Genomic DNA, 19,671 nt, shown 5'->3' on the forward strand with positions numbered 1-19,671 from the left:
CGAAGCCCATGCCCGCCCTGCGCGAATTGTGGGGTGCGCGCGGCGCCGCGGGCAGACAGACCACGCTGTCTACCGCGGCAGCCGCGTCGCGGATCAGGCCTGCGGGACCTGTGCGCCGATGCGGTACTTCGCCCCGCGGTGGTTCTCCGGGAGGCGGTCGCCCGCGCCGTGCAGCTTGTTGCGCAGCGTTCCCTCGGCGTAGGCCTCCGGGTAGGCGCCGCGCTTGCGCAGCTCGGGGATGACGAACTCCACGATGTCCTCGAACGTGCCGGGCGTGATCGCGTAGGCAAGGTTGAACCCGTCCACGTCGGTCTCCTCGACCCACTCCTGGAGCTGGTCGGCGATGCTGACCGCGCCGCCCACGATGAACGGGCCGAGGCCGCCGATGACGCCGTTGCGGCCGATGTCGCGCACCGTCCACTCGCCGCCCTCCGCGTTCGGCCGCTGGAAGTTGGCCACCGCCGACTGGATGGCGTTGCTCTTGACGTTGCCGATCGGCTCGTCCAGGTCGTACTGCGACAGGTCGACGCCCATCCAGCCCGACATGAAGACCAGGGCGCCCTCGTCGTTCGTGTACTGGAGGAAGTCCTCGAACTTCGCCTGCGCCTTCTCGTCCGTCTCGTCGGTGATGATCGTGAGCAGCGTGTAGATGCGGGCGGAGTAGCGGTCGCGGCCGGCGGCCTCCAGCGCGTCGCGGAGCTTGCCGACGGTCTCCTTCAGGCCCTCCTTGGTGGAGGCCGCGACGAAGATCGCCTCGGCGTTCTCCGCCGCGAACGAGATGCCGCGCTTGGATGCGCCGGCCTGGTAGATCACGGGCGTGCGCTGCGGGCTCGGCTCGGAGAGGTGGATGCCCGGGACGGTGAAGTGCTTGCCCTTGTGGCCGATCTCGTGCACCTTCGCCGGGTCGGTGAAGACGCCGGACTCGCGGTCGCGGATGACGGCGTCGTCCTCCCAGGAGCCCTCCCACAGCTTGTAGAGCACCTCCAGGTACTCGTCGGCGTGGTCGTAGCGGTCGTCGTGCTGGAGCTGGTCGTCGTGGCCCATGTTGCGCGCGGCGGACGGCAGGTAGCCGGTGACGACGTTCCAGCCGACCCGGCCGTTGGTCAGGTGGTCGAGTGTCGACATGCGGCGGGCGAACGGGTACGGGTGCTCGTAGGCGGTGCCGGCGGTGACGCCGAAGCCCAGGTTCTCGGTCACCAGCGCCATCGCGGAGACCAGGAGGAGCGGGTCGTTGACCGGCACCTGGGCGCCGTGGCGGATCGCGGCCTCGTTGCTGCCGCCGTAGACGTCGTAGGTGCCGAGCACGTCGGCGATGAAGATCCCGTCGAAGGTGCCGCGCTCGAGCAGCTTCGCGAGCTCGGTCCAGTAGGTGAGGTCCTTGTACCGCCAGGCCTGGTCGTCAGGGTGACGCCACATCCCGGAGGACTGATGGGCGACGCAGTTCATGTCGAAAGCGTTGAAACGGATCTGCCGGGTCATGCGCTCCAGAATGCATGCGTTCCCGCAGCTACGCACGTCCTCCGCCACATTCCGTAACCCAGCCATCGCTTCCTCACTTTCTCCCGCCTCCATTCGGCGTGTCGGGGGAGAAAGTGAGGAAACGATAGCTCAGTGGCCGTGGAAGGTCGGGGGGCGCTTCTGTTGGAAGGCGGCGAAGCCTTCGTGGTAGTCGGCGGTGTTGCGGAGGGTCGTCTGGGCGCGGGTCTCGGCGTCAACCGATGACCAGAGGTCGAGGTCGCCGTCGCGGAGGCCGGCGACGATGCGTTTGCTGGCGAGGAAGGCCTGGGTCGCGCCGCGGGCGGCGGCGGTCGCGGCGTCCTCGACCGCGGCCTCGACGGCGTCGGCGCGCAGCGCGCGGCTGAACAGGCCGCCGGACACGGCCTCCGCTCCGGAGATCAGCTTCCCGGAGTAGATGAGGTCGAGGGCGCGGTGCGGGCCGAGCCTGGAGACCAGCAGCCAGTGGCCTCCCGAGTCGAGCGCGGCGCCGAGAGCGGCGAACGGCGAGCCGACCTTCGCGTCCTCGGCGACGTAGACGACGTCCGTGGCGACCAGGAGACCGAGGCCGACCCCGAGGGCCGCGCCGCGCGCCGCCGCGAAGGTCGGCGCCGGGAAAGCGCTCATCCGGCGCAGCAGCGGCGTCACCAGCCCGTCGAGATACCCGGACACATCGTCCGTCGCCGGATCGACGCCCGCGATGTCGCGGCCGGCGCAGAACGATCGGCCCTCGCCGCGGAGGACGAGCGCACGCACTCCGGCGGCCTCCGCCTCGGCGTAGGCGGCGTCGAGCGCGCGGAGGTCGTCGGGCCCGAGCGCGTTGAGCCGCTCCGGCGCGTTCAGCGTGACGTGCGCGATGTCGTCCTGGATGGTGAGCTCGATCACGGCGCCTCCTCAGACGTCATAGTCCACCGCGACCTTCTCGGTGAGCGGGTGCGACTGGCAGGTGAGCACGTAGCCGGCCTCCAGCTCCTCCGGTTCCAGCGCGTAGTTCTCCGTCATGCGCACGTCGCCGAAGAGCAGCCGGGCGCGGCAGGTGCCGCAGACGCCGCCGGTGCAGGCGAACGGCACGTCCGGCCGCACCCGCAGCGCCGCGTTGAGCACCGACTCGTTCGCGTCCACAGGCGTCGTCACCGTGGAGGTCTGCCCGTCGAGTGTGAACTCGATCTCCGCCGTCTTCTCGCCCTCGTGCACGACGACCGGGTGGCCGATGTCTCCGCGGACCTCACCCGGTTCGCCGGTCGTGAACAGCTCGAAGTGGACGCTGCTCCGCGGCACGTCGTACGTCTCCAGCACGTCGCGGCAGAGCTGCACCAGCTCGAACGGCCCGCACAGGAACCACTGGTCGACGGTGTCCGGGGGCAGCAGCGCGTCGAGGATGGTGCGCAGCCGCTCCTCGTCGATCCGTCCGGACAGCAGCGGCGCGAAGCGCTGCTCCCGCGAGAGCACGTGGTGCAGGGCGAGGCGCGACGGGTAGCGGTCCTTGAGGTCGGCCAGCTCCTCCAGGAACATCACGTCGATCGCCGTGCGGTTCGTGTACACGAGCGTGAACGTGCTGGTGTCGGAGGCCGCCAGCACACTGGAGGCCAGCGCCATCAGCGGGGTGATCCCCGACCCTGCCGCGATCCCGGCGACGTGCACCCCGTCGAGCGCGCCGAGGTCGATCGTGAACGTCCCCTGCGGGCTCATCACGTCGATCCGGTCGCCCGCGCGCAGCTCGCTGGTCGCCCAGGTGGAGAACGCGCCGCCCAGGTCGCGCTTGATCGCGACGCTGATCCGGCCCGGTGTCGGCGGGCGGCAGATCGAGTAGCTGCGCCGCAACTCCGTGCCGTCGACCGTCGCACGGAGGGCGACGTGCTGGCCGGGCAGATAGTCGTACTCGCCGTGCAGGTCGTCGGGGACCGTGAAAGTCACCTCGACGCTTGCTGCGGTCAGCGGGCGCACCTCGGCGACCGCGAGCGTGTGGAATCGCGCCCGTGCCATCAGGGGGACCTCACAGAGCCTTGAAGTGGTCGAACGGCTCGCCGCACTCGTCGCAGACGAACAGCGCCTTGCACGCGGTGGAGCCGAAGTGGGAGACCTCATGGGTCTTCAGCGAGCCGCAGTGCGGGCACTTGATCGCGAGCGTGAGTCGCACGGGACCGGCGCCGGAGGGCGGCGCGATGCCGTAGTCGCGGAGCGCGGCGCGGCCGTGCTCGCTGATCCAGTCGGTCGTCCAGGCCGGGGCAAGGGCGAGGCTGACCCGCACGTCGCCGAAGCCCTCGGCGGCCAGAGCGCGTACGACGTCCTCGCGGATGGCGTCCATCGCCGGGCAGCCGGAGTAGGTCGGCGTGAGCACGACCTCCACCCCGGTGTCGGTCACGGTCACCGCGCGCAGCACGCCCAGGTCGTCGATGTTCAGCACGGGGACTTCGGGGTCGAGGACCGCCGCGGCGGCCGCCCAGGCCCGGCCGGCCTCGGCCGCGTGCCCGGTCACCAGGTCGCTCCGGGGTGCGAGCGGGTGAGCACCTGCATCTCGGCCAGCAGCGGGGCGAGGTGCTCGGAGTGCCGGCCCCGGCGTCCGCCGCCGGCGGCGGTGAACGTGCTCGGGAGCTTGACCTCGGACTCGGCGAGGATCGGGGCGATGGCAGCGTCGAACGCCTCGCGCAGCGTCGACGGCCGCGGGGCCACGCCCTCCAGCCGGTCCATCAGCGGCTCGTCGCGGAAGAGCTCCGCCACGTACGGCCACAGGTCGTCGAACGCGGTGAGCGTGCGCCGTCGGGACTCGTCGGTGCCGAGAGCCAGCCGGAGCACCCACTGGTCGGCGTGGTCGCAGTGGTACGCGACCTCCTTGACGGCCTTGCCCGCGATCGCCGCGAGCACCGGGTCCTCCGAGGCGCGCAGCCGGTCGTAGAGCTCGAAGAGGTAGTGGGCGGCCGCGAACTGCCGCACGATCGTGTGCGCGAAGTCGCCGTTCGGCTGCTCGAAGAGGTGCGCCGAGCGGAAGTCCTGCTCGTCGCGCCAGTAGGCCAGGTCGTCCTCCGACCGCTCGGTGGCGCTGCCGGCGTAGCGCAGCAGCGAGCGTGCGTGGCCGAGCAGGTCGAGGGCGATGTTCGCCAGCGCGACGTCCTCCTCCAGCTCGGGCGCGCGGGAGATCCACCAGCCGAGCCGCTGGGCGAGTACGAGCGAGTCGTCGCCGAGCCAGAGCGCGTACTCGGCGGTGTCAGGGGAGGCCGTGGCCTCGTCGGCGACGAACTCGGCCGACAGGGTCACGGTGCTGAGCTCGACATGACCGTGCTCGTCGTGAGCGTGGAGGTCGTCGCCGTGGAGGTCGTCGTGCGTGTGCGCGTCGGTCACAGGTGCTTCACCCCTTCGCTCTCCGTGTAGTACGTGGCGTGCCGGTAGTTCTTGCCCTCCGGCGAGGTGAAGAACGCGTCCTTGGCGGACGGGTCGCTCGTGGTGATCGCGTCGGAGCGGACCACCCAGATCGACACGCCCTCGCCGCGCCGCGTGTAGAGGTCGCGGGCGTTGCGCACCGCGAGCTCCTCGTCGGGCGCGTGCAGTGAGCCGACGTGCACGTGGCTGAGGCCGCGGGAGGCGCGCACGAAGACCTCCCACAGCGGCCAGACCTCGTGGGCGGGTGGCTGCTTGTCGGTCATGCCGCGACCTCCTGGGCGCGCTGCGCCCTCTTGGCGGCGTACGCCGCAGCCGCCTCGCGCACCCATGCGCCGTGCTCGTGCGCGTCGCGGCGGCGCTGCAGCCGCTGCGCGTTGCACGGGCCTTCGCCCGCGATGACGCGCTGCAGCTCGCTCCAGTCGATCTCGCCGAGGTCGTACGCCTGGCGCCCCTCGTTCCACTTCAGGTCCGGGTCGGGGAACGTCACGCCGAGCGCTTCCGCCTGCGGGACGAGCATCCCGACGAACCGCTGCCGCAGCTCGTCGTTGGAGAACCGCTTGATCTTCCACGCCATCGAGCGCGCGGAGTTCGGGGAGTCGGCGTCCGGCGGCCCGAACATCATCAGCGACGGCCAGTACCAGCGGTTCACGGCGTCCTGCGCCATCCGCTGCTGCTCCGGGGTGCCGCGCATGAGCGTCAGCAGGATCTCGAAGCCCTGGCGCTGGTGGAACGACTCCTCCTTGCAGATGCGGACCATGGCGCGGCCGTACGGAGCGTACGAGCAGCGGCAGAGCGGCACCTGGTTGCAGATCGCCGCGCCGTCGACCAGCCAGCCGATCGCGCCGATGTCGGCCCAGCTCAGGGTCGGGTAGTTGAAGATCGAGGAGTACTTGGCCGCCCCGCTGATGAGCTGCTCGGTCATCTCGTCGCGCGTGATGCCGAGCGTCTGCGTCGCGGAGTAGAGGTAGAGCCCGTGGCCGGCCTCATCCTGCACCTTGGCCATCAGGATGGCCTTGCGCTTGAGGCTCGGGGCGCGGCTGATCCAGTTGGCCTCGGGCTGCATGCCGATGATCTCGGAGTGGGCGTGCTGCGACATCTGCCGGATGAGCGTGCGGCGGTAGGCGTCGGGCATCCAGTCGCGCGGCTCGATGCGGGAGTCCTCGGCGATGAGCTGCTCGAAGAGCGCCTCGCCGGCGGCGTCGTCATCCGTGGGGACGGTGGTCTCCGTCGTGTTCGCCATTGAACCAGCTCCCATCAATACTGACTGATCGTTCGTTCAGTATATGCGGGCCGGATGGGTTCGTGCCACACTTGCTGGGTGACCGACACCCGGACGGCCGAGCCCCTGCGCCGGGGCCGGCCCGGCTACGACCAGCGCGGCATCCTCGAGGTCGCCGTCGCCGCCTTCAACGAGCACGGCTACGATGCGACCTCCATCGGGATGCTGGCCGAGCGCCTCGGGCTGTCCAAGTCGGCGATCTACCACCACGTCGCCTCCAAGGACGAGCTGCTCGCGCTCGCGCTGGATGAAGCGCTCGACGGTCTGGAGGGCGCGCTGCGCTCAGCCGTGGAGACGCACGGGACCGCCGCCGAGCGGCTCGCGCAGGTGCTCCGCGGGGCAGTTCTCGTGCTGGTGGATCGCCTCCCGTACGTCACGCTGCTGCTGCGCGTGCGGGGCAACACCGAGGTGGAGCGGGCCGCGCTGCAGCGCCGGCGCGCTTTCGACCACGCCGTCGCGGCGCTGGTGGCCGAGGCGCGCGACGAGGGCTCGCTGCGGGTGGACGCCGACCCGGCGGTCGTCGCCCGCCTGCTGTTCGGCATGATCAACTCGCTGACCGAGTGGTACGACCCCGCCGGCCCTGTCTCCCCGGACGCACTCGCCGACACCATCCTCGCCCTGGCCCTCCGCTCCTGACGTCGAGGGGCACGTCAACGCCTCTGAAACCGCGTTCCAGGGGCGTTGACGTGCCCTTCGAGGGGGGTCACTCCTTCGAGACGAGGGTGAGGACGTCGTAGGAGGCGACGAGCTCGTCCTTCTGGTTGAGGATGCGCGCGTCCCAGCGCACCTCGCCGTACTCGTCCGTCTCGCGCGGCGTGATCTGCTTGGCCGTCAGCGCCACACGGATGCTGTCGCCGGGGGAGACCGGCGTCAGGAACCGCAGGTTCTCCAGCCCGTAGTTGGCGAGCACGGGGCCCGGCGCCGGGTCGACGAACAGCCCGGCCGCCCACGAGACGAGCAGATAACCGTGCGCGACGCGGCCGGGGAAGAACGGGTTCGCGGCCGCGGCCTCCTCGTCCATGTGGGCGTAGAAGGTGTCGCCGGTGAAGGTCGCGAAGGTCTCGATGTCGTCCAGCGTGACCCGGCGGGACTCGGACTGCACCTGGTCGCCGATACGCAGCGTCGCGAGCGACTTGCGGAACGGGTGCGGGCCTCCGGTCTCGGCCGCGGCGCCTTCGTGCCAGACGCCGGTGACGGCCGTGAGGAGGTCGGGGGAGCCTTGGATGGCCGTCCGCTGCATGTGGTTCAGTACGGCGCGGATGCCGCCCAGCTCCTCGCCGCCGCCCGCGCGGCCGGGACCGCCGTGGACGAGGTGCGGCATCGGCGAGCCGTGTCCGGTGGAGGTGCGGGCGTCGTCGCGGTCGAGCAGGAGGATGCGGCCGTTGTACGCCGCCGTCGCCAGCACCAGCTCGCGGGCGAAGTCCGGGTCGTGCGTTGCGGCGCTGGTCACCAGCGAGCCGCCGCCGAGCGCCACGAGCTCCGCCGCCTCGGTGGCCGAGTCGTACGGCAGCACCGCCGCGACCGGTCCGAAGGCCTCGACGGTGTGCGCCTCCGGGGTGCGGGCGTCCGCGAAGCGCAGCACGATCGGGGCGACGAACGCGCCCTCCAGCTCGACGCCGAGGCTGCCGTCGCCGCGGCGGACGCTCGGCTGGTCGAGCCCGCCGATCGCGAGCTCCCCGCCGGCCTCCACCAGCCGCGTCACCTGGCGCAGCACCTCCGCCCGCTGCTCGCGCGACGCGAGCGGACCCATCGTGACGCCCTCGGCCCGCGGGTCGCCGATCACGACGCGCTCCTCGATGCGCGACCGCACGGCCGCCAACAGGGGGTCCACCGCCTCGGCCGGGACGATCGCGCGGCGGATCGCCGTGCACTTCTGGCCCGCCTTGGCGGTCAGCTCGACCACTAGCTGCTTCACGTACGCGTCGAACTCGGGCGTGCCGGGCAGCGCGTCCGGACCGAGCACCGACGCGTTGATGGAGTCCGTCTCGCTCGTGAACCGCACCCCGCCGGTCTGCACGGAGTCGTGCGCGCGCAGCCGCTCGGCGGTGGAGGCCGACCCGGTGAACGCCACCAGGTCGCCCAGCCGCAGGTGGTCGAACAGCCCGGGAACGCTGCCGCTCACGAGCTGGAGCGACCCGGCGGGCAGCAGCCCGGACTCCACCAGGATGCGCACCATCGCCTCCGCCACGTACGCGGTCGGCGTCGCGGGCTTGGCGAGCGTCGGCATCCCGGCGAGGAACGACGGTGCGAACTTCTCCAGCAGGCCCCAGACCGGGAAGTTGAACGCGTTGATCTGCACGGCGACACCCGGCAGGCGGGTGAAGATGTGCTGGCCGAGGAACGAGCCGTCCTTCGCCAGCGACTCCGCCGGGCCGTCGACGACGACCTGCGCGTTGGGGAGCTCGCGGCGGCCCTTCGAGGAGTAGGTGAACAGCGCGCCGATGCCGCCGTCCACATCGATCCACGCGTCGGTCCGCGTCGCACCGGCGCGGGCCGAGAGGTCGTAGAGCTCCTGCTTGCGCTCGGTGAGCACCTGCGCCATCCGCTTGAGCAGGACAGCGCGCTGGTGGAACGTCAGCGCACCGAGCGAGGCCTGACCGACCGTTCGCGCGTATTCGAGCGCTCCGGCCAGGTCGGCGCCCTCGGCGCTGACGCGGGCGACGAGCTCGCCGGTGGAGGCGTCGCGCACCTCCGCGGCGCCCTCATCGGACGCCGGGCTCCACCACTGATCGAGCAGGTAGCTGGGCAGACTCATGATTCGGTACCTCCCGGGAGGGTCTGGAGCGACGACGCTCCGGCGGATCGGACGTGCGGGGATCGGACGTGCGGGGATCGGACATAGGCTGGTGCCGTGGCCGACGGAGACTGGACGATCGAGCTCGGCGAGCTCGACGAGAAGATGGGCGTGCGCATCCTGGAGCAATCCGCGGAGCGCGTCGTCGCGACGATGCCGGTGGCGGGCAACCGCCAATCGTTCGGGCTGCTGCACGGCGGCGCCTCGGTGGCGTTCGCGGAGGCGCTCGGCTCCTGGGCGGCCGTGATCCACGCCGGCCCCGGACGCAGCGCGGTCGGGCTCGACATCAACGCGACGCACCACCGGTCGGCGCGCAGCGGCCTCGTGACCGGGGTCGCGACCGCGATCCGGCTCGGCAGGAAGGTCACCTCGCACGAGGTCGTCCTCACCGACGAGGACGGCAACCGGCTCTGCACGGTGCGCATCACGAACCTCATCGTGGAGGCTCCGGAGCGCGCGTGAGCGGCGCTCCGCCCGCAGCGTCGCTGTCCCACGCGTAGAACCCACGCCCTGACTTGCGGCCGAGCAGGCCGTCCGCGACCATGCGGCGCAGCAGAGGGGAGGCTCGAACCGCGGCCCCAGCTCGCTCGCGAGGTACTCCGCGATGTCGAGCCGCACGTCCAGCCCGACGATGTCGGTGAGCCGCAGCGGCCCGACCGGGTGCTTGTAGCCGAGCGTCATCGCCGTGTCGATGGCCTCGGGGGACGCGACGCCCTCCTCGACCATCCGGACGGCCTCCAGCCCGAGCAGCACACCGAGCCGGGACGACGCGAAGCCGGGGGAGTCGCGCACCACGATCGGCGTCTTGCCGAGGGCCGTCACCCAGCCGGTGGCGAGGTCGACGGCGCTCGGTGCGGTCGCCTTGCCGGCCACGACCTCCACCAGAGCGGACGCCGGGACGGGGTTGAAGAAGTGCATGCCGAGGAAGCCGCCGGGCCGCTGCAGCACCTCGGCGAGCCCGTCGATGGAGAGCGAGGAGGTATTGCTCGCGAGCACGGCGTCGGGCTCCAGGAGCTCCGCGGCGCGGCGGAGCGCGTCGTGCTTGAGATCGGGGAGCTCGGGCACCGCCTCCACGACGAGGGCGGCGCCGCGCAGGGCGTCCCAGGTGGTCGTGGCGATCAGCCGGTCGGGGGCCGGGGCCGTCGCGCCGCGGCGCACGCTGCCGTCGATCGCCGCCTCCACGCGCGCGCGGGCGGCATCGGCGGAGGCGGCGTCGCGCTCGACGACCGCGACGCGCGCGCCCGCCATCAGGAACGCATGGGCGATGCCCGCGCCCATCCGGCCGCCGCCGATCACTCCCACGTGCTCCGGGATGCCGACGTGCTCCGGGACGCCGACATGCTCCGGAACGCCCGCCTGCTGGTCGCTCATCGCGTCCTCCGCTCCAGGAACTCCGTCATCCGCCTGTGCTTCTCCGGCGACTCGAACAGCACGGCCTGCGCCTCCTGCTCGGCCCGGGGATGGTCGCTCAGCGGCGCGCGCAGGACCTGCTTGGTGTACTGGGTCGCGAGCGGGTCGTTCTTCGCGATCCGGTCGGCGAGCGCGTGCGCGCCGGCGAGCAGCTCGCCCGGCTCGAACAGGTCGCTCACGAGCCCGGCGGCCAGCGCCTCCTCGCCGTTCAGCACGCGTCCGGCCATCGTGATCTCGGCCGCGAGCGGCTCGCCGACGAGCTGCGGAAGCCGCCAGAGTGCGCCGGCCGCGGCGATGATCCCGAGCGAGGTCTCCGGGTTGCCGATCCGCAGCCGCGTCGTGCCGAGCCGGAAGTCCGCCGCGTACGCGAGCTCGGCGCCGCCGCCCAGCGCGTACCCGTCGAGCGCCGCGATCACCGGCATCGGCAGTTCGGCGATCCGGAGGAAGATCGTCGCGTTGATCGCACGGCGTGCGTCGGCCGCCGTGCGCTCGCGCAGCTCGGCGATGTCGGCGCCGGACGCGAAGACGCCCTCCGAGCCGGTGAGGATGAGGATGCGCGGGTCCCGCTCCAGGTCGTCGCACAGCGCGTGCAGCTCGTCCACCATCCGCTGGTCGATCGCGTTGCGGACCTCTGGACGGTTGAGCGTCGCGACCACGCGGTCGGCGCTCTCGGTGACCACCAGCGTCGTCGGCGCCGCCATCACAGGGCCTCCACGATCAGAGCGGCGCCCTGCCCGACGCCGACGCACATCGTGGCGAGCCCATACCGGGATCCCTCGCGCTCCATCCGGCCGAGCAGCGTCACCAGGATGCGTGCGCCGCTCGACCCGAGCGCGTGCCCCAGCGCGATCGCGCCGCCGTCGGCGTTCACCCGCGTCCGGCCGCTCTCGTCGTCCAGCCCCAGCCGGCGCAGGCACGCGATCGCCTGCGCGGCGAACGCCTCGTTGAGCTCGATGCTGCCGATTTCGCTGAGCGCCAGACCGGAACGCTCGAGAGCGCGATTGGTCGCGGGGACGGGGCCTAGGCCCATCACCTCCGGCGCCACGCCGGCGCTCGCCGAGGCGACGATCCGGGCGCGCGGACGCAGGCCGAAGCGCTGCACGGCGTCGCCGCTCGCGACGACGATCGCGGATGCGCCGTCGTTCAGCGGCGAGGAGTTCCCCGCGGTGACGACGCTGCCGCCCGTGACCACCGGGCGCAGCGCCGCGAGGGCGGCGGCGTCGGTGTCGCGGCGGATGCTCTCGTCGGCCGTGACCTCGCCGGCGGAGGTCGCGACCGGGACGATCTCGTCGGCGAAGCGGCCCGCGTCGGTCGCCGCCGCGGCTCGCCGGTGGCTCTCGAGCGCGAACTCGTCGGCCTCCTCCCGGCCGATTCCGTCGAGGCGCGCGACCTCCTCCGCGGTCTCCGGCATCGAGTAGGTGGCCTTGTCGCGCTCCAGGAATCGCGGGTTGGTGAAGCGCCAGCCGATGGAGGTGTCGAACTGCGGCCCCGGCCTCGCCCACGGTCGCGGCGGCTTGGCCTGCACCCAGGGCGCCCGTGTCATCGATTCCACGCCGCCCGCGACGATCAGGTCGGCGTCGCCCGCGCGGATCGCCTGGCCGGCGAGCGTCACGGCGCTGAGGCCGGACGCGCAGAGCCGATTGACGGTGACACCGGGCACGCTGTCCGGGAGGCCGGCCAGCAGGGCGGCCATGCGGGCCACGTTCCGGTTGTCCTCGCCCGCCTGATTGGCCGCTCCGAGCATGACGTCGTCGAGCGCCGCGCCGTCCACTCCCGCGCGTCGCACCGCCTCGCCCACCACGATGGCGGCGAGGTCGTCGGGTCGGATGCCGGCCAGCGCTCCGCCGTAGCGGCCGACAGCCGTGCGTACACCGCCGACGAGGTAGGCCTCCGCCATCGCAGCTCCTTCGAATGCGAATTACCGAACGAACGTTCAGCTAGTAAATAGTCGCAGAACCCCGACCCGCGAGCAACCGCCGCGACCGCGAGGCGAGCTCCGCCGACGCCACGACCACCCCGAGGATCCCCACCGCGCAGCCGATCGCGGCCGCGGCGGGGAGCCACAGCGCCGCCACCGCGAGCGCGACGGACAGCCCGACCGCCGGGACCGCCCAGCGCAGCACGACCCGCCACGGGTCGCCGTAGCGGCGGGCGATGACCGCGTTCGTCAGGTAGAACAGGGCGATCCCGCCGCCCAGGGACACCGCCAGCGCCGCCGGCAGCGGCTCGCCCGGGTGCGCGATCCCCTCGGCGAGCGCGCCGGACAGCGCGGTGACTCCGGCCAGCAGCAGGAACGGCAGGAAGGCGACCGTGTCGCGGATCGTCCGCGCGTCGCCGGCCTCCAGCAGCCGCTCCAGCCCGCTGGTCATCGCGTCCACGCCGTAGAGGAAGAACGACCACGCCAGCCCGGAGGTCAGCAGGAGCCCGAGCAGCCCGACCAGCCCGGCGGCGAGCGTCCAGGCGCTGGACACCGCGTCCACGACGCTCAGCACCGACTCGCCCAGCACGATGATGACGAGCAGCCCGAACCGCTCGGACAGGTGCTCGACGTTCAGCCGGTCGAGGGCGATCGCCGCCCAGCTACCGGAGGTCGCCGTCAGGAGCACCACCTCCAACACGATGGCGACCGCCCAGAGCACATAGTCCGCCGGCGAGGGGAGGGCGATCGACACCAGCCAGATCACGGCGGTCAACCCGTTGTAGGCGAGGATGCGGACGCGCGACGCCGTCCCGTTCGACCAGGAGAAGCGGATCCAGACCACCAGCAGCAGCACCCGCAGCAGTGCGTTGCCGGCCGCGAACAGCCAGGCCCGGTCGCCGATCGCCTCCGGCGCCGCGACCGCGAGCGCTCCGACGGCGAACATCGCGATCAGCATCACGATCGACAGTCGCCGCGCGCTGAGCTGCGGCGAGACGTCCACGACGAAGGTCAGGTTGACCCAGGACCACCACACCGACGCGAACAGGGCCACGAACACCGCGAGCGTTCCGAACGAGGGCTCGGTGTGGAGCCCGTGCGCGAGCTGTCCGACCAGCGCGACGAACACCAGATCGAAGAACAGCTCCATCCAGTGCGCACGCGACGGATCCCGGTCGCCGGCGACGGGCCGGCGAGGGAGGGACACGCCGCTCATCCGCGCCGGCCTGCGGTGAGGAAATGATCGACGGCTGCCCGCACCCGCTCGTCGTCGGCGTACCCGGACAGCGAGATGCCGTCGAGCGCACTCCACGCGGCCGGACCGGCGAGCGCAGCGGCCCGGTCCCGATCAGACCGCAGCCGGGAGGCCCGCACGATCAGCGCGGCGACCGTGAGGGCGACCGCCAGCACGACGACGAAGGAGGCCAGGACGACGACGATGGTGGTGCTCACGGCTGCGCTCCCGGTGCGGGTGGCGCCGGCGGCTGCCGCAGCGCGAGCAGCTCGGCGAGCAACCCCTGCGCCAGCACGAACGTGCGCTGGGCGCGGCGGGCGAGCATGTAGAAGACGCCGCCGCTGAGCATGGTGACCGTCCCGGCGATGAGCACCCAGAGCCACGCGGCCACCGGCACCGGGTTCACGCCGGGATTCGACTGCAGCACCGGCACCACGAGCGAGAGGATGACCCCGGACCCGGCCGCCGCGAGTGCTTTGGCGAGCGTCATGGTGTGCTCGTACCGCCAGGTGAGGGCGACGGTCAGGCCGTCGACGGCGGCACGATCGCCCAGGCGGGCGAGGGCCAGCAGGTCCCCGACCGTGAGCTCCGACGTGAGCGCGCCCGCCGCAGGGTTCGCCATGGGGCGAGCGTAGCGCCACCCGCACGATTCGGCACGAATGCGCTCATCGCCCCGAACGCATTCGGCACGAATGTCGCGAATCGCGCCGCCATTCACGACATTCGGCACGAATGCGCCGCGTTACCGGAGGTCGTGGTCCTCGAAGACGAGGGAGGTCTTCGTGTCGTGCACCGAGGGGATGCTCGTCAGTTCCTCCAGCACCACCCGCCGCAGGTCCTCGTTGTCGCGCGCCCGCACCAGCAGGATGACGTCGAAGTCGCCGCCGACAAGTGCGAAGTGCTCCACCTCCGGGATGGCGCTCAGCCGCGCGCGGAGATCGTGCCAGGCCGCCTGCTCCACGCGCATGGTCACGTACGCCGATGACGCACGGCCGGAGCGGCGCGGGTCCACCTTCGCCGTGAAGCCCGTGATCACGCCCTCCTCGACCAGCCGGGAGACACGGGCGTAGGCGTTGGCCCGCGAGACGTGCGCCGCCTCCGCGACGGCGGTGATGGAGGCGCGGCCGTCGGCGCGCAGCGCGTCCACGATGCGGGTGTCGATGTCATCCATGATGGGAGACAGTTTGGCATCGATGGTGCCGCTGTGCACCCGTTCGTCTCGAAAGTTCCGCACATGTGGCAAAGCGGGTCTAGCGAAGTCATTCTGATGATCAGCGACGTCTTTCGAAGGAGAACAGATGCACGCCGACGATCTGATGCCGGGCGACACCCCGTTGCGGCTCATCGACGAGCAGGGCTCGGCACACCCGCACGAGCACTACGCGTTCCCGTCCACCGACCGGTTGCGCGACGGCTACGGCCGCCTCGTGCTCGGCCGGCGGCTCAACGACCAGGCCGACGCGCTGGTGCGCCAGGGCAAGCTGGCGGTGTACCCGTCCTCGCACGGCCAGGAGGCCTGCGAGGTCGCCTCGGCGATGGTGCTCGGCGAGCGCGACTGGCTGTTCCCCACCTATCGCGACTCGGTCGCGGTGGTGTCCCGGGGCGTGGACCCGTTCGAGGCGTTCCTGCTGCTGCGCGGCGACTGGCACTCCGGCTACGACCCGAACGAGTACCGGGTGGCCCCGCAGGCGACCCCGCTCGCCACCCAGCTCCTGCACGCGGTCGGCTTCGCCCATGCCGCCCGGATGCGCGGCGAGGACACCGTCGTCGTGGCGCTGTGCGGCGACGGCGCCACCAGCGAGGGCGACTTCCATGAGGCGCTCAACTTCGCCGCCGTCTTCCACCTCCCGGTCGTGTTCCTCGTCCAGAACAACGGGTACGCGATCTCGGTTCCGCTCAGCCGGCAGACCGCCGCCCCGAGCCTGGCGCACAAGGGCATCGGTTACGGGATGCGCGGACGCCTGGTCGACGGCAACGACCTCGCCGCGCTGCTCGCGGTGCTGGGGGAGGCCGTCACCGAGGCCCGGGAGGGCGGCGGCCCCACCCTCGTGGAGGCGCTCACCTACCGGATGAAGTCGCACACCAATGCCGACGACGCCACGCGTTACCGCACCTCCGCGGAGGTGGAGCCGTGGATCGCCCGCGACCCGCTGCTGCGCCTGCGCACCTGGCTGACGGCCGAGGGCGCGCTGACCGACGACGACGACGCCGAGTTCCGCGCCCGCGCCGAGCGCATCGCCGTCGACCTCCGCACCCGGATCATGGCGGACGCCGAACCGCAGCCGCTCGACCTGTTCGAGTACGTCTACGCCGAGCCGACTCCGCAGCTCAGGGAGCAGGCCGAACTGCTCGCGGCCGAGCTCGCCGCAGAGTCCCGCGCCGCACAGTCCCGCGCCGAAGAATCCCGCGCCGAGGAGGTCGCCCGATGACGCTCATGCACGACGCCCCAGCAGACCGGCAGCCCGACGACCGGCAGCCCGACGACCGGCGGCCCGACGACCGGCAGCCGGAGCCGGAAGGCTCGCCCGCGCCCGCGGTCGCCAGCATGACGATGGCGCAGGCCCTCAACCGCGCCCTCGCCGACTCTCTCGCGGAGGACCCGGCGGTCCTCGTCTTCGGCGAGGACGTCGGCACGCTCGGCGGCGTCTTCCGCATCACCGACGGCCTGACCAAGCGCTTCGGCGAACAGCGCTGCTTCGACACCCCGCTGGCCGAGTCCGGCATCGTCGGCACCGCGGTCGGGATGGCGATGAACGGGATGCGCCCGGTGGTCGAGATGCAGTTCGACGCGTTCGCCTACCCGGCGTTCGAGCAGATCGTGGACCATGTCGCCAAGATGGGCAACCGCACCCGCGGGAAGGTCCGGCTGCCGATGGTCATCCGCATCCCGTTCGCGGGTGGGATCGGCGGCGTCGAGCATCACTCCGACTCCTCCGAGGCCTACTACGTGCACACGCCCGGCCTGACCGTGGTGTCGCCGGCGACGCCGCAGGACGCCTACGGCCTGCTCCGCGCCGCGATCGCCTCTCCGGACCCGGTGGTCTTCATGGAGCCGAAGAAGCTGTACTGGTCGACCGGCGAGGTCGACACGACCGCGCCGCTGCCCGAGCTGGGCCGCGCGCGCGTCGCCCGGGAGGGCACCGACGCGACCCTGATCGCCTACGGCCCGACCGTCCCGGTGGCGCTGGCCGCCGCGGAGGCCGCCGCTGAGGAGGGCCGCAGTCTGGCGGTGGTCGACGTGCGGACCCTGACTCCGTTCGACGACGAGACCGTCTGCGCCGCGGTGCGCGCGACCGGCCGCGCCGTGGTGGTGGCCGAGGCGCCGGGCTTCGCCAGCGTCGCCTCCGAGATCGCCGCCCGCGTCTCGGAGCGCTGCTTCCACTATCTGGAGGCGCCGGTGCGCCGCGTGACCGGCTTCGACACCCCGTTCGCGCCGCCGAAGCTGGAGCGTTTCTACCTTCCCGGAGTGGACCGCGTCCTCGACGCCGTCGACAGCCTCCAGTGGGAGGACGCATGAAGGTCTTCGCGCTGCCCGACCTGGGCGAGGGACTCGCGGACGCCGAACTGGTCCGCTGGCTGGTGGCGGTCGGCGACACGGTGACGATCGACCAGCCGATCGCCGAGGTGGAGACCGCCAAGTCGGTCGTGGAGGTGCCGTCCCCGTACGCGGGCGTCGTCGCCGTCTGCCACGGCGAGGAGGGCGAGACGATCATGGTCGGCTCGCCGCTGCTGGAGGTACGGGAGGACGCCGAGGTGCACGTCGCCGCTCCGGCGCGGGCCGCCGAGCCTGTCGCGGAGGCGGCCGAGACACCCGAACCCGAATCCGAACCCGAACCCGTCGCCGCCGGCTCCGGCGCGGTCCTCGTCGGCTACGGCACCACCGACCACGCCACCGCCCGCCGCCGCGGCCGCACCGCCCAGCGCGGCACGGGCGTGGCCGCCGGAGCGCCGAGCCGCATCGTCCCGGTCGTGTCGCCGGTCGTCCGCGCGCTCGCGCACACCCACGGCATCGACCTCGCCTCGCTCACCCCGAGCGGAGCGGGCGGCGTCGTCACACGACGCGATGTGGAGGCCGCGCTCGCCGCAGCGAAGGCCACCGCGCCGGTCGTGCCCGCAGCCCGTGGCGCGCGCGCAGTGCCCGCCGCCCGCCCGGCGCCCGCCGAAGCCGGGTCCGGCACCGACCCCCGCACCGGCCTCGCCATCGCCTCTGTCACCCCGTTCTCCCGCCTCCGCCGCACGGTCGCCGAGACCATGACGCGCAGCCGCTCCGAGATCCCGGAGGCGACCGTCTGGGTCGATGTCGACGCCACCGAGCTGTGGGATGCCAGGCAGGCGCTCGGCAAGTCGGGCAAGCCGCCGTCGCTGCTCGCCTTCATCTCGCGGTTCGCCCTCAGCGCGCTCGCGCGGCATCCCGAACTCGCCGGGCGGGTCACCGCCGACGGCGACGGGATCGAGGTCTTCGCCGGGGTGAACCTCGGCTTCGCCGCCGACACCCCGCGCGGCCTCCTGGTCCCGGTGATCCGCCGCGCCGACCGGTCGAGCGTGCGCGAGCTCGACGCCGAGCTCGGCCGGTTGTCGGCCGCCGCCCGAGACGGGGTCCTGCCGCCTGCGGACCTCACAGGCTCCACCTTCACCGTGAACAACTACGGCAGCCTCGGCGTCGACGGCAGCGCCGCGATCATCAACCACCCCGAGGTCGCCATCCTCGGCATCGGCCGTGTCATCGAGCGTCCGTGGGTGGTCGACGGCGCCGTCGTCCCGCGCCGGATCGTGCAGCTCAGCCTGGTCTTCGACCACCGCGTCACCGACGGCGGAGTGGCGGCGCGGTTCCTCCGCGAGATCGCCGACGCGATCGAGTCGCCGATCGCCTTCCTCGCCGGGGAGGCGCCGGGTACGGTGAGGGCATGACCGAGGAACCACGCGACGCAGAGAAGCCCGACGACGCCGACAAGCCCGACGACGCCGACAAGCCCGACGTGGTGGAGCAGGGCGACGACTACGACCTCGACTTCGAGAAGGACGTCGCGCCCGAGGAGAACATCCCCTGGCTTCCGCACCCGTCGCCGGCCGACGGCGAGGCGCCGGCTCCCTGAGCGTCCGCCCAGCCCTCGGGGCCCGATCGGCCTAGGCTTGGGCGAGTGACACCCCGCTCCTTCCCCCTCTGGCTCGCGCTCGTCTGCGCCATCGTCTGCGGGGCGGGGGTGGCGCTCCAGTCCCGCATCAACGGCGAGCTGGGGCAGCGGCTGGGCGACGGCGTCACCGCCGCCGTCATCTCGTTCGGTTCCGGGCTCGTGATCCTGATCGTCGCGATGGCCGTCGCCCCCGTCGGCCGGCGCGGGTTCGGCCGGGTCGTGGCCGCACTCCGCTCGCGGGGCGTGCCCTGGTGGTATGTCGCCGGCGGAGCCGCGGGCGCGTTCCTGGTGCTGTCGCAGGGAGTCGCCGCCGCGGTGCTCGGCGTCGCGCTGTTCACGGTCGCCGTCGTGGCCGGCCAGACCGTCAGCGGCCTGGTGCTCGACCGGATCGGCCTCGGCCCGGGTGGCCGCCGGCCGATCACGCCCGCGCGGCTCGCGGGCGCCCTGATCGCCCTCGGCGCCGTGACCTGGGCGGTGTCCGCGCAGCTCGGCGGTCCCGTGCCGATCTGGCTGATGCTGCTGCCGCTGATCTCGGGCCTCGGCCTCGGCTGGCAGCAGGCCGTCAACGGCCAGGTGCGTGTGGTCGCCGAGAGCGCCCTGACCGCGACCTTCGTCAACTTCGTGGTCGGGACGTCCGTGCTCCTGGTGATCATGGCCGTCGACTGGAGCCTGCGAGGCCTCCCGAAGCCGCTGCCGAGCGAGCCGTGGCTCTATCTCGGCGGCGCGATCGGGTGCGTCTTCATCGCGGCCGCCGCGCTGCTCGTCCGCATCACGGGCGTGCTGCTGCTCGGCCTCGCGACCGTCGCCGGCCAGCTCGTGACAGCGCTCCTGCTCGACCTGCTCGCGCCGAGCTCGCCCGAGCCGGTCGCGTTCTCCACCGTCGCCGGGACGCTGCTCGCCCTCGTCGCGGTCGCGGTCGCCAGCATCCGCTGGGGCCGCCGTCGTCCCACCCACGGCGAAGAGGGGTCGCAACACGCCGTCTCGCGCGACGGATAACGGCGTTTTGCGACCCCGCTGTGTTGAGCCTTCCGCGGA

The 19,671-nt window shown here is 72.4% G+C and carries 21 protein-coding genes and 1 pseudogene; 7 read left to right on the plus strand and 15 right to left on the minus strand.

Annotated features, from left to right (window positions below; all coding sequences use genetic code 11):
• Positions 1-93: 93 nt before the first annotated feature.
• From ACR5MH_RS21350 to paaA, 7 genes are all read right to left on the minus strand, one after another.
• The gene (locus ACR5MH_RS21350; protein ID WP_431349012.1) at positions 94-1,479 is read right to left on the minus strand and encodes an LLM class flavin-dependent oxidoreductase; all 1,386 of its coding nucleotides are present in this window, start codon (positions 1,477-1,479) and stop codon (positions 94-96) included.
• Between the two features lie 129 nt (positions 1,480-1,608).
• A complete protein-coding gene (locus ACR5MH_RS21355; RefSeq protein ID WP_431349013.1) occupies positions 1,609-2,379 on the minus strand; it encodes an enoyl-CoA hydratase/isomerase family protein in 771 nt (256 codons plus the stop codon).
• 9 nt (positions 2,380-2,388) lie between these two features.
• Positions 2,389-3,477, minus strand: a complete 1,089-nt coding sequence (gene paaE, locus ACR5MH_RS21360; RefSeq protein ID WP_431349014.1) for a 1,2-phenylacetyl-CoA epoxidase subunit PaaE — start codon at positions 3,475-3,477, stop codon at positions 2,389-2,391.
• 10 nt (positions 3,478-3,487) lie between these two features.
• Positions 3,488-3,970, minus strand: coding sequence for a 1,2-phenylacetyl-CoA epoxidase subunit PaaD (gene paaD, locus ACR5MH_RS21365; RefSeq protein ID WP_431349015.1), 483 nt, complete (start codon positions 3,968-3,970; stop codon positions 3,488-3,490).
• A complete protein-coding gene (gene paaC, locus ACR5MH_RS21370; RefSeq protein WP_431349016.1) occupies positions 3,967-4,830 on the minus strand; it encodes a 1,2-phenylacetyl-CoA epoxidase subunit PaaC in 864 nt (287 codons plus the stop codon). The genes paaD and paaC overlap by 4 nt, the downstream gene beginning before the upstream one ends.
• Positions 4,827-5,132, minus strand: a complete 306-nt coding sequence (gene paaB, locus ACR5MH_RS21375; protein WP_431349017.1) for a 1,2-phenylacetyl-CoA epoxidase subunit PaaB — start codon at positions 5,130-5,132, stop codon at positions 4,827-4,829. Before paaB ends, paaC begins: the two co-directional genes overlap by 4 nt.
• On the minus strand, positions 5,129-6,109 hold the full coding sequence (gene paaA, locus ACR5MH_RS21380; RefSeq protein WP_431349018.1) for a 1,2-phenylacetyl-CoA epoxidase subunit PaaA: 981 nt from the start codon (positions 6,107-6,109) through the stop codon (positions 5,129-5,131). Before paaA ends, paaB begins: the two co-directional genes overlap by 4 nt.
• 78 nt (positions 6,110-6,187) lie before the next feature.
• Here paaA and ACR5MH_RS21385 point away from each other — a divergent pair, with 78 nt between their 5' ends.
• Positions 6,188-6,784, plus strand: a complete 597-nt coding sequence (locus ACR5MH_RS21385) for a TetR/AcrR family transcriptional regulator (protein WP_433862128.1) — start codon at positions 6,188-6,190, stop codon at positions 6,782-6,784.
• A 67-nt stretch (positions 6,785-6,851) separates the two neighbouring features.
• Here the strand turns inward: ACR5MH_RS21385 and paaZ are convergent, their stop codons facing one another.
• Positions 6,852-8,903 carry a phenylacetic acid degradation bifunctional protein PaaZ gene (paaZ, locus tag ACR5MH_RS21390; RefSeq protein ID WP_431349020.1) on the minus strand — a complete coding sequence of 684 codons (2,052 nt, stop codon included), beginning with the start codon at positions 8,901-8,903 and terminating at the stop codon, positions 6,852-6,854.
• Positions 8,904-8,999: 96 nt separating this feature from the next.
• On the opposite strand from paaZ, the gene ACR5MH_RS21395 reads away from it, so the two are divergent.
• A complete protein-coding gene (locus tag ACR5MH_RS21395) occupies positions 9,000-9,404 on the plus strand; it encodes a PaaI family thioesterase (RefSeq protein ID WP_369962442.1) in 405 nt (134 codons plus the stop codon).
• Here ACR5MH_RS21395 and ACR5MH_RS21400 read toward each other — a convergent pair.
• The 7 genes and pseudogenes from ACR5MH_RS21400 to ACR5MH_RS21430 all read right to left on the minus strand — a co-directional run bounded on the left by ACR5MH_RS21400 (position 9,376) and on the right by ACR5MH_RS21430 (position 14,675).
• Positions 9,376-10,313: pseudogene (locus ACR5MH_RS21400) on the minus strand (3-hydroxyacyl-CoA dehydrogenase family protein). The gene ACR5MH_RS21395 and the pseudogene ACR5MH_RS21400 sit on opposite strands and share 29 nt — an antisense overlap.
• Positions 10,310-11,053, minus strand: a complete 744-nt coding sequence (locus ACR5MH_RS21405) for an enoyl-CoA hydratase/isomerase family protein (RefSeq protein ID WP_431349021.1) — start codon at positions 11,051-11,053, stop codon at positions 10,310-10,312. The pseudogene ACR5MH_RS21400 and the gene ACR5MH_RS21405 overlap by 4 nt, the downstream one beginning before the upstream one ends.
• Entirely contained in the window at positions 11,053-12,249 is a 1,197-nt protein-coding gene (locus ACR5MH_RS21410; protein WP_431349022.1) for a thiolase family protein, read from the minus strand. The genes ACR5MH_RS21405 and ACR5MH_RS21410 overlap by 1 nt, the downstream gene beginning before the upstream one ends.
• 40 nt (positions 12,250-12,289) lie before the next feature.
• Positions 12,290-13,486 carry a low temperature requirement protein A gene (locus tag ACR5MH_RS21415; RefSeq protein WP_431349023.1) on the minus strand — a complete coding sequence of 399 codons (1,197 nt, stop codon included), beginning with the start codon at positions 13,484-13,486 and terminating at the stop codon, positions 12,290-12,292.
• Complete coding sequence (locus tag ACR5MH_RS21420) at positions 13,483-13,722, minus strand: hypothetical protein (RefSeq protein ID WP_431349024.1); 240 nt, start codon at positions 13,720-13,722, stop codon at positions 13,483-13,485. The genes ACR5MH_RS21415 and ACR5MH_RS21420 overlap by 4 nt, the downstream gene beginning before the upstream one ends.
• On the minus strand, positions 13,719-14,126 hold the full coding sequence (locus ACR5MH_RS21425; protein WP_431349025.1) for a hypothetical protein: 408 nt from the start codon (positions 14,124-14,126) through the stop codon (positions 13,719-13,721). The genes ACR5MH_RS21420 and ACR5MH_RS21425 overlap by 4 nt, the downstream gene beginning before the upstream one ends.
• Positions 14,127-14,246: 120 nt before the next feature.
• A complete protein-coding gene (locus ACR5MH_RS21430; protein WP_431349026.1) occupies positions 14,247-14,675 on the minus strand; it encodes an Lrp/AsnC family transcriptional regulator in 429 nt (142 codons plus the stop codon).
• A 127-nt stretch (positions 14,676-14,802) separates the two neighbouring features.
• On the opposite strand from ACR5MH_RS21430, the gene pdhA reads away from it, so the two are divergent.
• The 5 genes from pdhA (at position 14,803) to ACR5MH_RS21455 (ending at position 19,632) form a co-directional block, all read left to right on the plus strand.
• A complete protein-coding gene (gene pdhA, locus ACR5MH_RS21435; protein WP_431349027.1) occupies positions 14,803-15,933 on the plus strand; it encodes a pyruvate dehydrogenase (acetyl-transferring) E1 component subunit alpha in 1,131 nt (376 codons plus the stop codon).
• Between the two features lie 116 nt (positions 15,934-16,049).
• The gene (locus ACR5MH_RS21440; protein WP_433862685.1) at positions 16,050-17,021 is read left to right on the plus strand and encodes an alpha-ketoacid dehydrogenase subunit beta; all 972 of its coding nucleotides are present in this window, start codon (positions 16,050-16,052) and stop codon (positions 17,019-17,021) included.
• Complete coding sequence (locus ACR5MH_RS21445; RefSeq protein WP_431349029.1) at positions 17,018-18,412, plus strand: dihydrolipoamide acetyltransferase family protein; 1,395 nt, start codon at positions 17,018-17,020, stop codon at positions 18,410-18,412. The genes ACR5MH_RS21440 and ACR5MH_RS21445 overlap by 4 nt, the downstream gene beginning before the upstream one ends.
• Complete coding sequence (locus ACR5MH_RS21450) at positions 18,409-18,597, plus strand: hypothetical protein (RefSeq protein WP_431349030.1); 189 nt, start codon at positions 18,409-18,411, stop codon at positions 18,595-18,597. The genes ACR5MH_RS21445 and ACR5MH_RS21450 overlap by 4 nt, the downstream gene beginning before the upstream one ends.
• A 45-nt stretch (positions 18,598-18,642) precedes the next feature.
• Positions 18,643-19,632: a DMT family transporter gene (locus ACR5MH_RS21455; RefSeq protein ID WP_433862129.1), complete on the plus strand. Its 990-nt coding sequence runs from the start codon at positions 18,643-18,645 to the stop codon at positions 19,630-19,632.
• The last annotated feature ends 39 nt before the right edge of the window (positions 19,633-19,671 follow it).

Origin of the sequence: Streptomyces sp. L7 (assembly GCF_050990935.1) — a bacterium.
In the GTDB taxonomy this organism is placed as follows: domain Bacteria; phylum Actinomycetota; class Actinomycetes; order Actinomycetales; family Microbacteriaceae; genus Leifsonia.

Coding starts and splice junctions, on each gene's coding strand:
- paaB (WP_431349017.1), bottom strand. CDS start 5,132: ATGACCGACAAGCAGCCACCCGCCCACGAGGTCTGGCCGCTGTGGGAG.
- paaZ (WP_431349020.1), bottom strand. CDS start 8,903: ATGAGTCTGCCCAGCTACCTGCTCGATCAGTGGTGGAGCCCGGCGTCC.
- pdhA (WP_431349027.1), top strand. CDS start 14,803: ATGCACGCCGACGATCTGATGCCGGGCGACACCCCGTTGCGGCTCATC.
- ACR5MH_RS21405 (WP_431349021.1), bottom strand. CDS start 11,053: ATGGCGGCGCCGACGACGCTGGTGGTCACCGAGAGCGCCGACCGCGTG.
- ACR5MH_RS21410 (WP_431349022.1), bottom strand. CDS start 12,249: ATGGCGGAGGCCTACCTCGTCGGCGGTGTACGCACGGCTGTCGGCCGC.
- paaA (WP_431349018.1), bottom strand. CDS start 6,109: ATGGCGAACACGACGGAGACCACCGTCCCCACGGATGACGACGCCGCC.
- ACR5MH_RS21425 (WP_431349025.1), bottom strand. CDS start 14,126: ATGGCGAACCCTGCGGCGGGCGCGCTCACGTCGGAGCTCACGGTCGGG.
- ACR5MH_RS21440 (WP_433862685.1), top strand. CDS start 16,050: ATGACGATGGCGCAGGCCCTCAACCGCGCCCTCGCCGACTCTCTCGCG.
- ACR5MH_RS21450 (WP_431349030.1), top strand. CDS start 18,409: ATGACCGAGGAACCACGCGACGCAGAGAAGCCCGACGACGCCGACAAG.
- ACR5MH_RS21430 (WP_431349026.1), bottom strand. CDS start 14,675: ATGGATGACATCGACACCCGCATCGTGGACGCGCTGCGCGCCGACGGC.
- ACR5MH_RS21415 (WP_431349023.1), bottom strand. CDS start 13,486: ATGAGCGGCGTGTCCCTCCCTCGCCGGCCCGTCGCCGGCGACCGGGAT.
- ACR5MH_RS21445 (WP_431349029.1), top strand. CDS start 17,018: ATGAAGGTCTTCGCGCTGCCCGACCTGGGCGAGGGACTCGCGGACGCC.
- paaE (WP_431349014.1), bottom strand. CDS start 3,477: ATGGCACGGGCGCGATTCCACACGCTCGCGGTCGCCGAGGTGCGCCCG.
- ACR5MH_RS21350 (WP_431349012.1), bottom strand. CDS start 1,479: ATGACCCGGCAGATCCGTTTCAACGCTTTCGACATGAACTGCGTCGCC.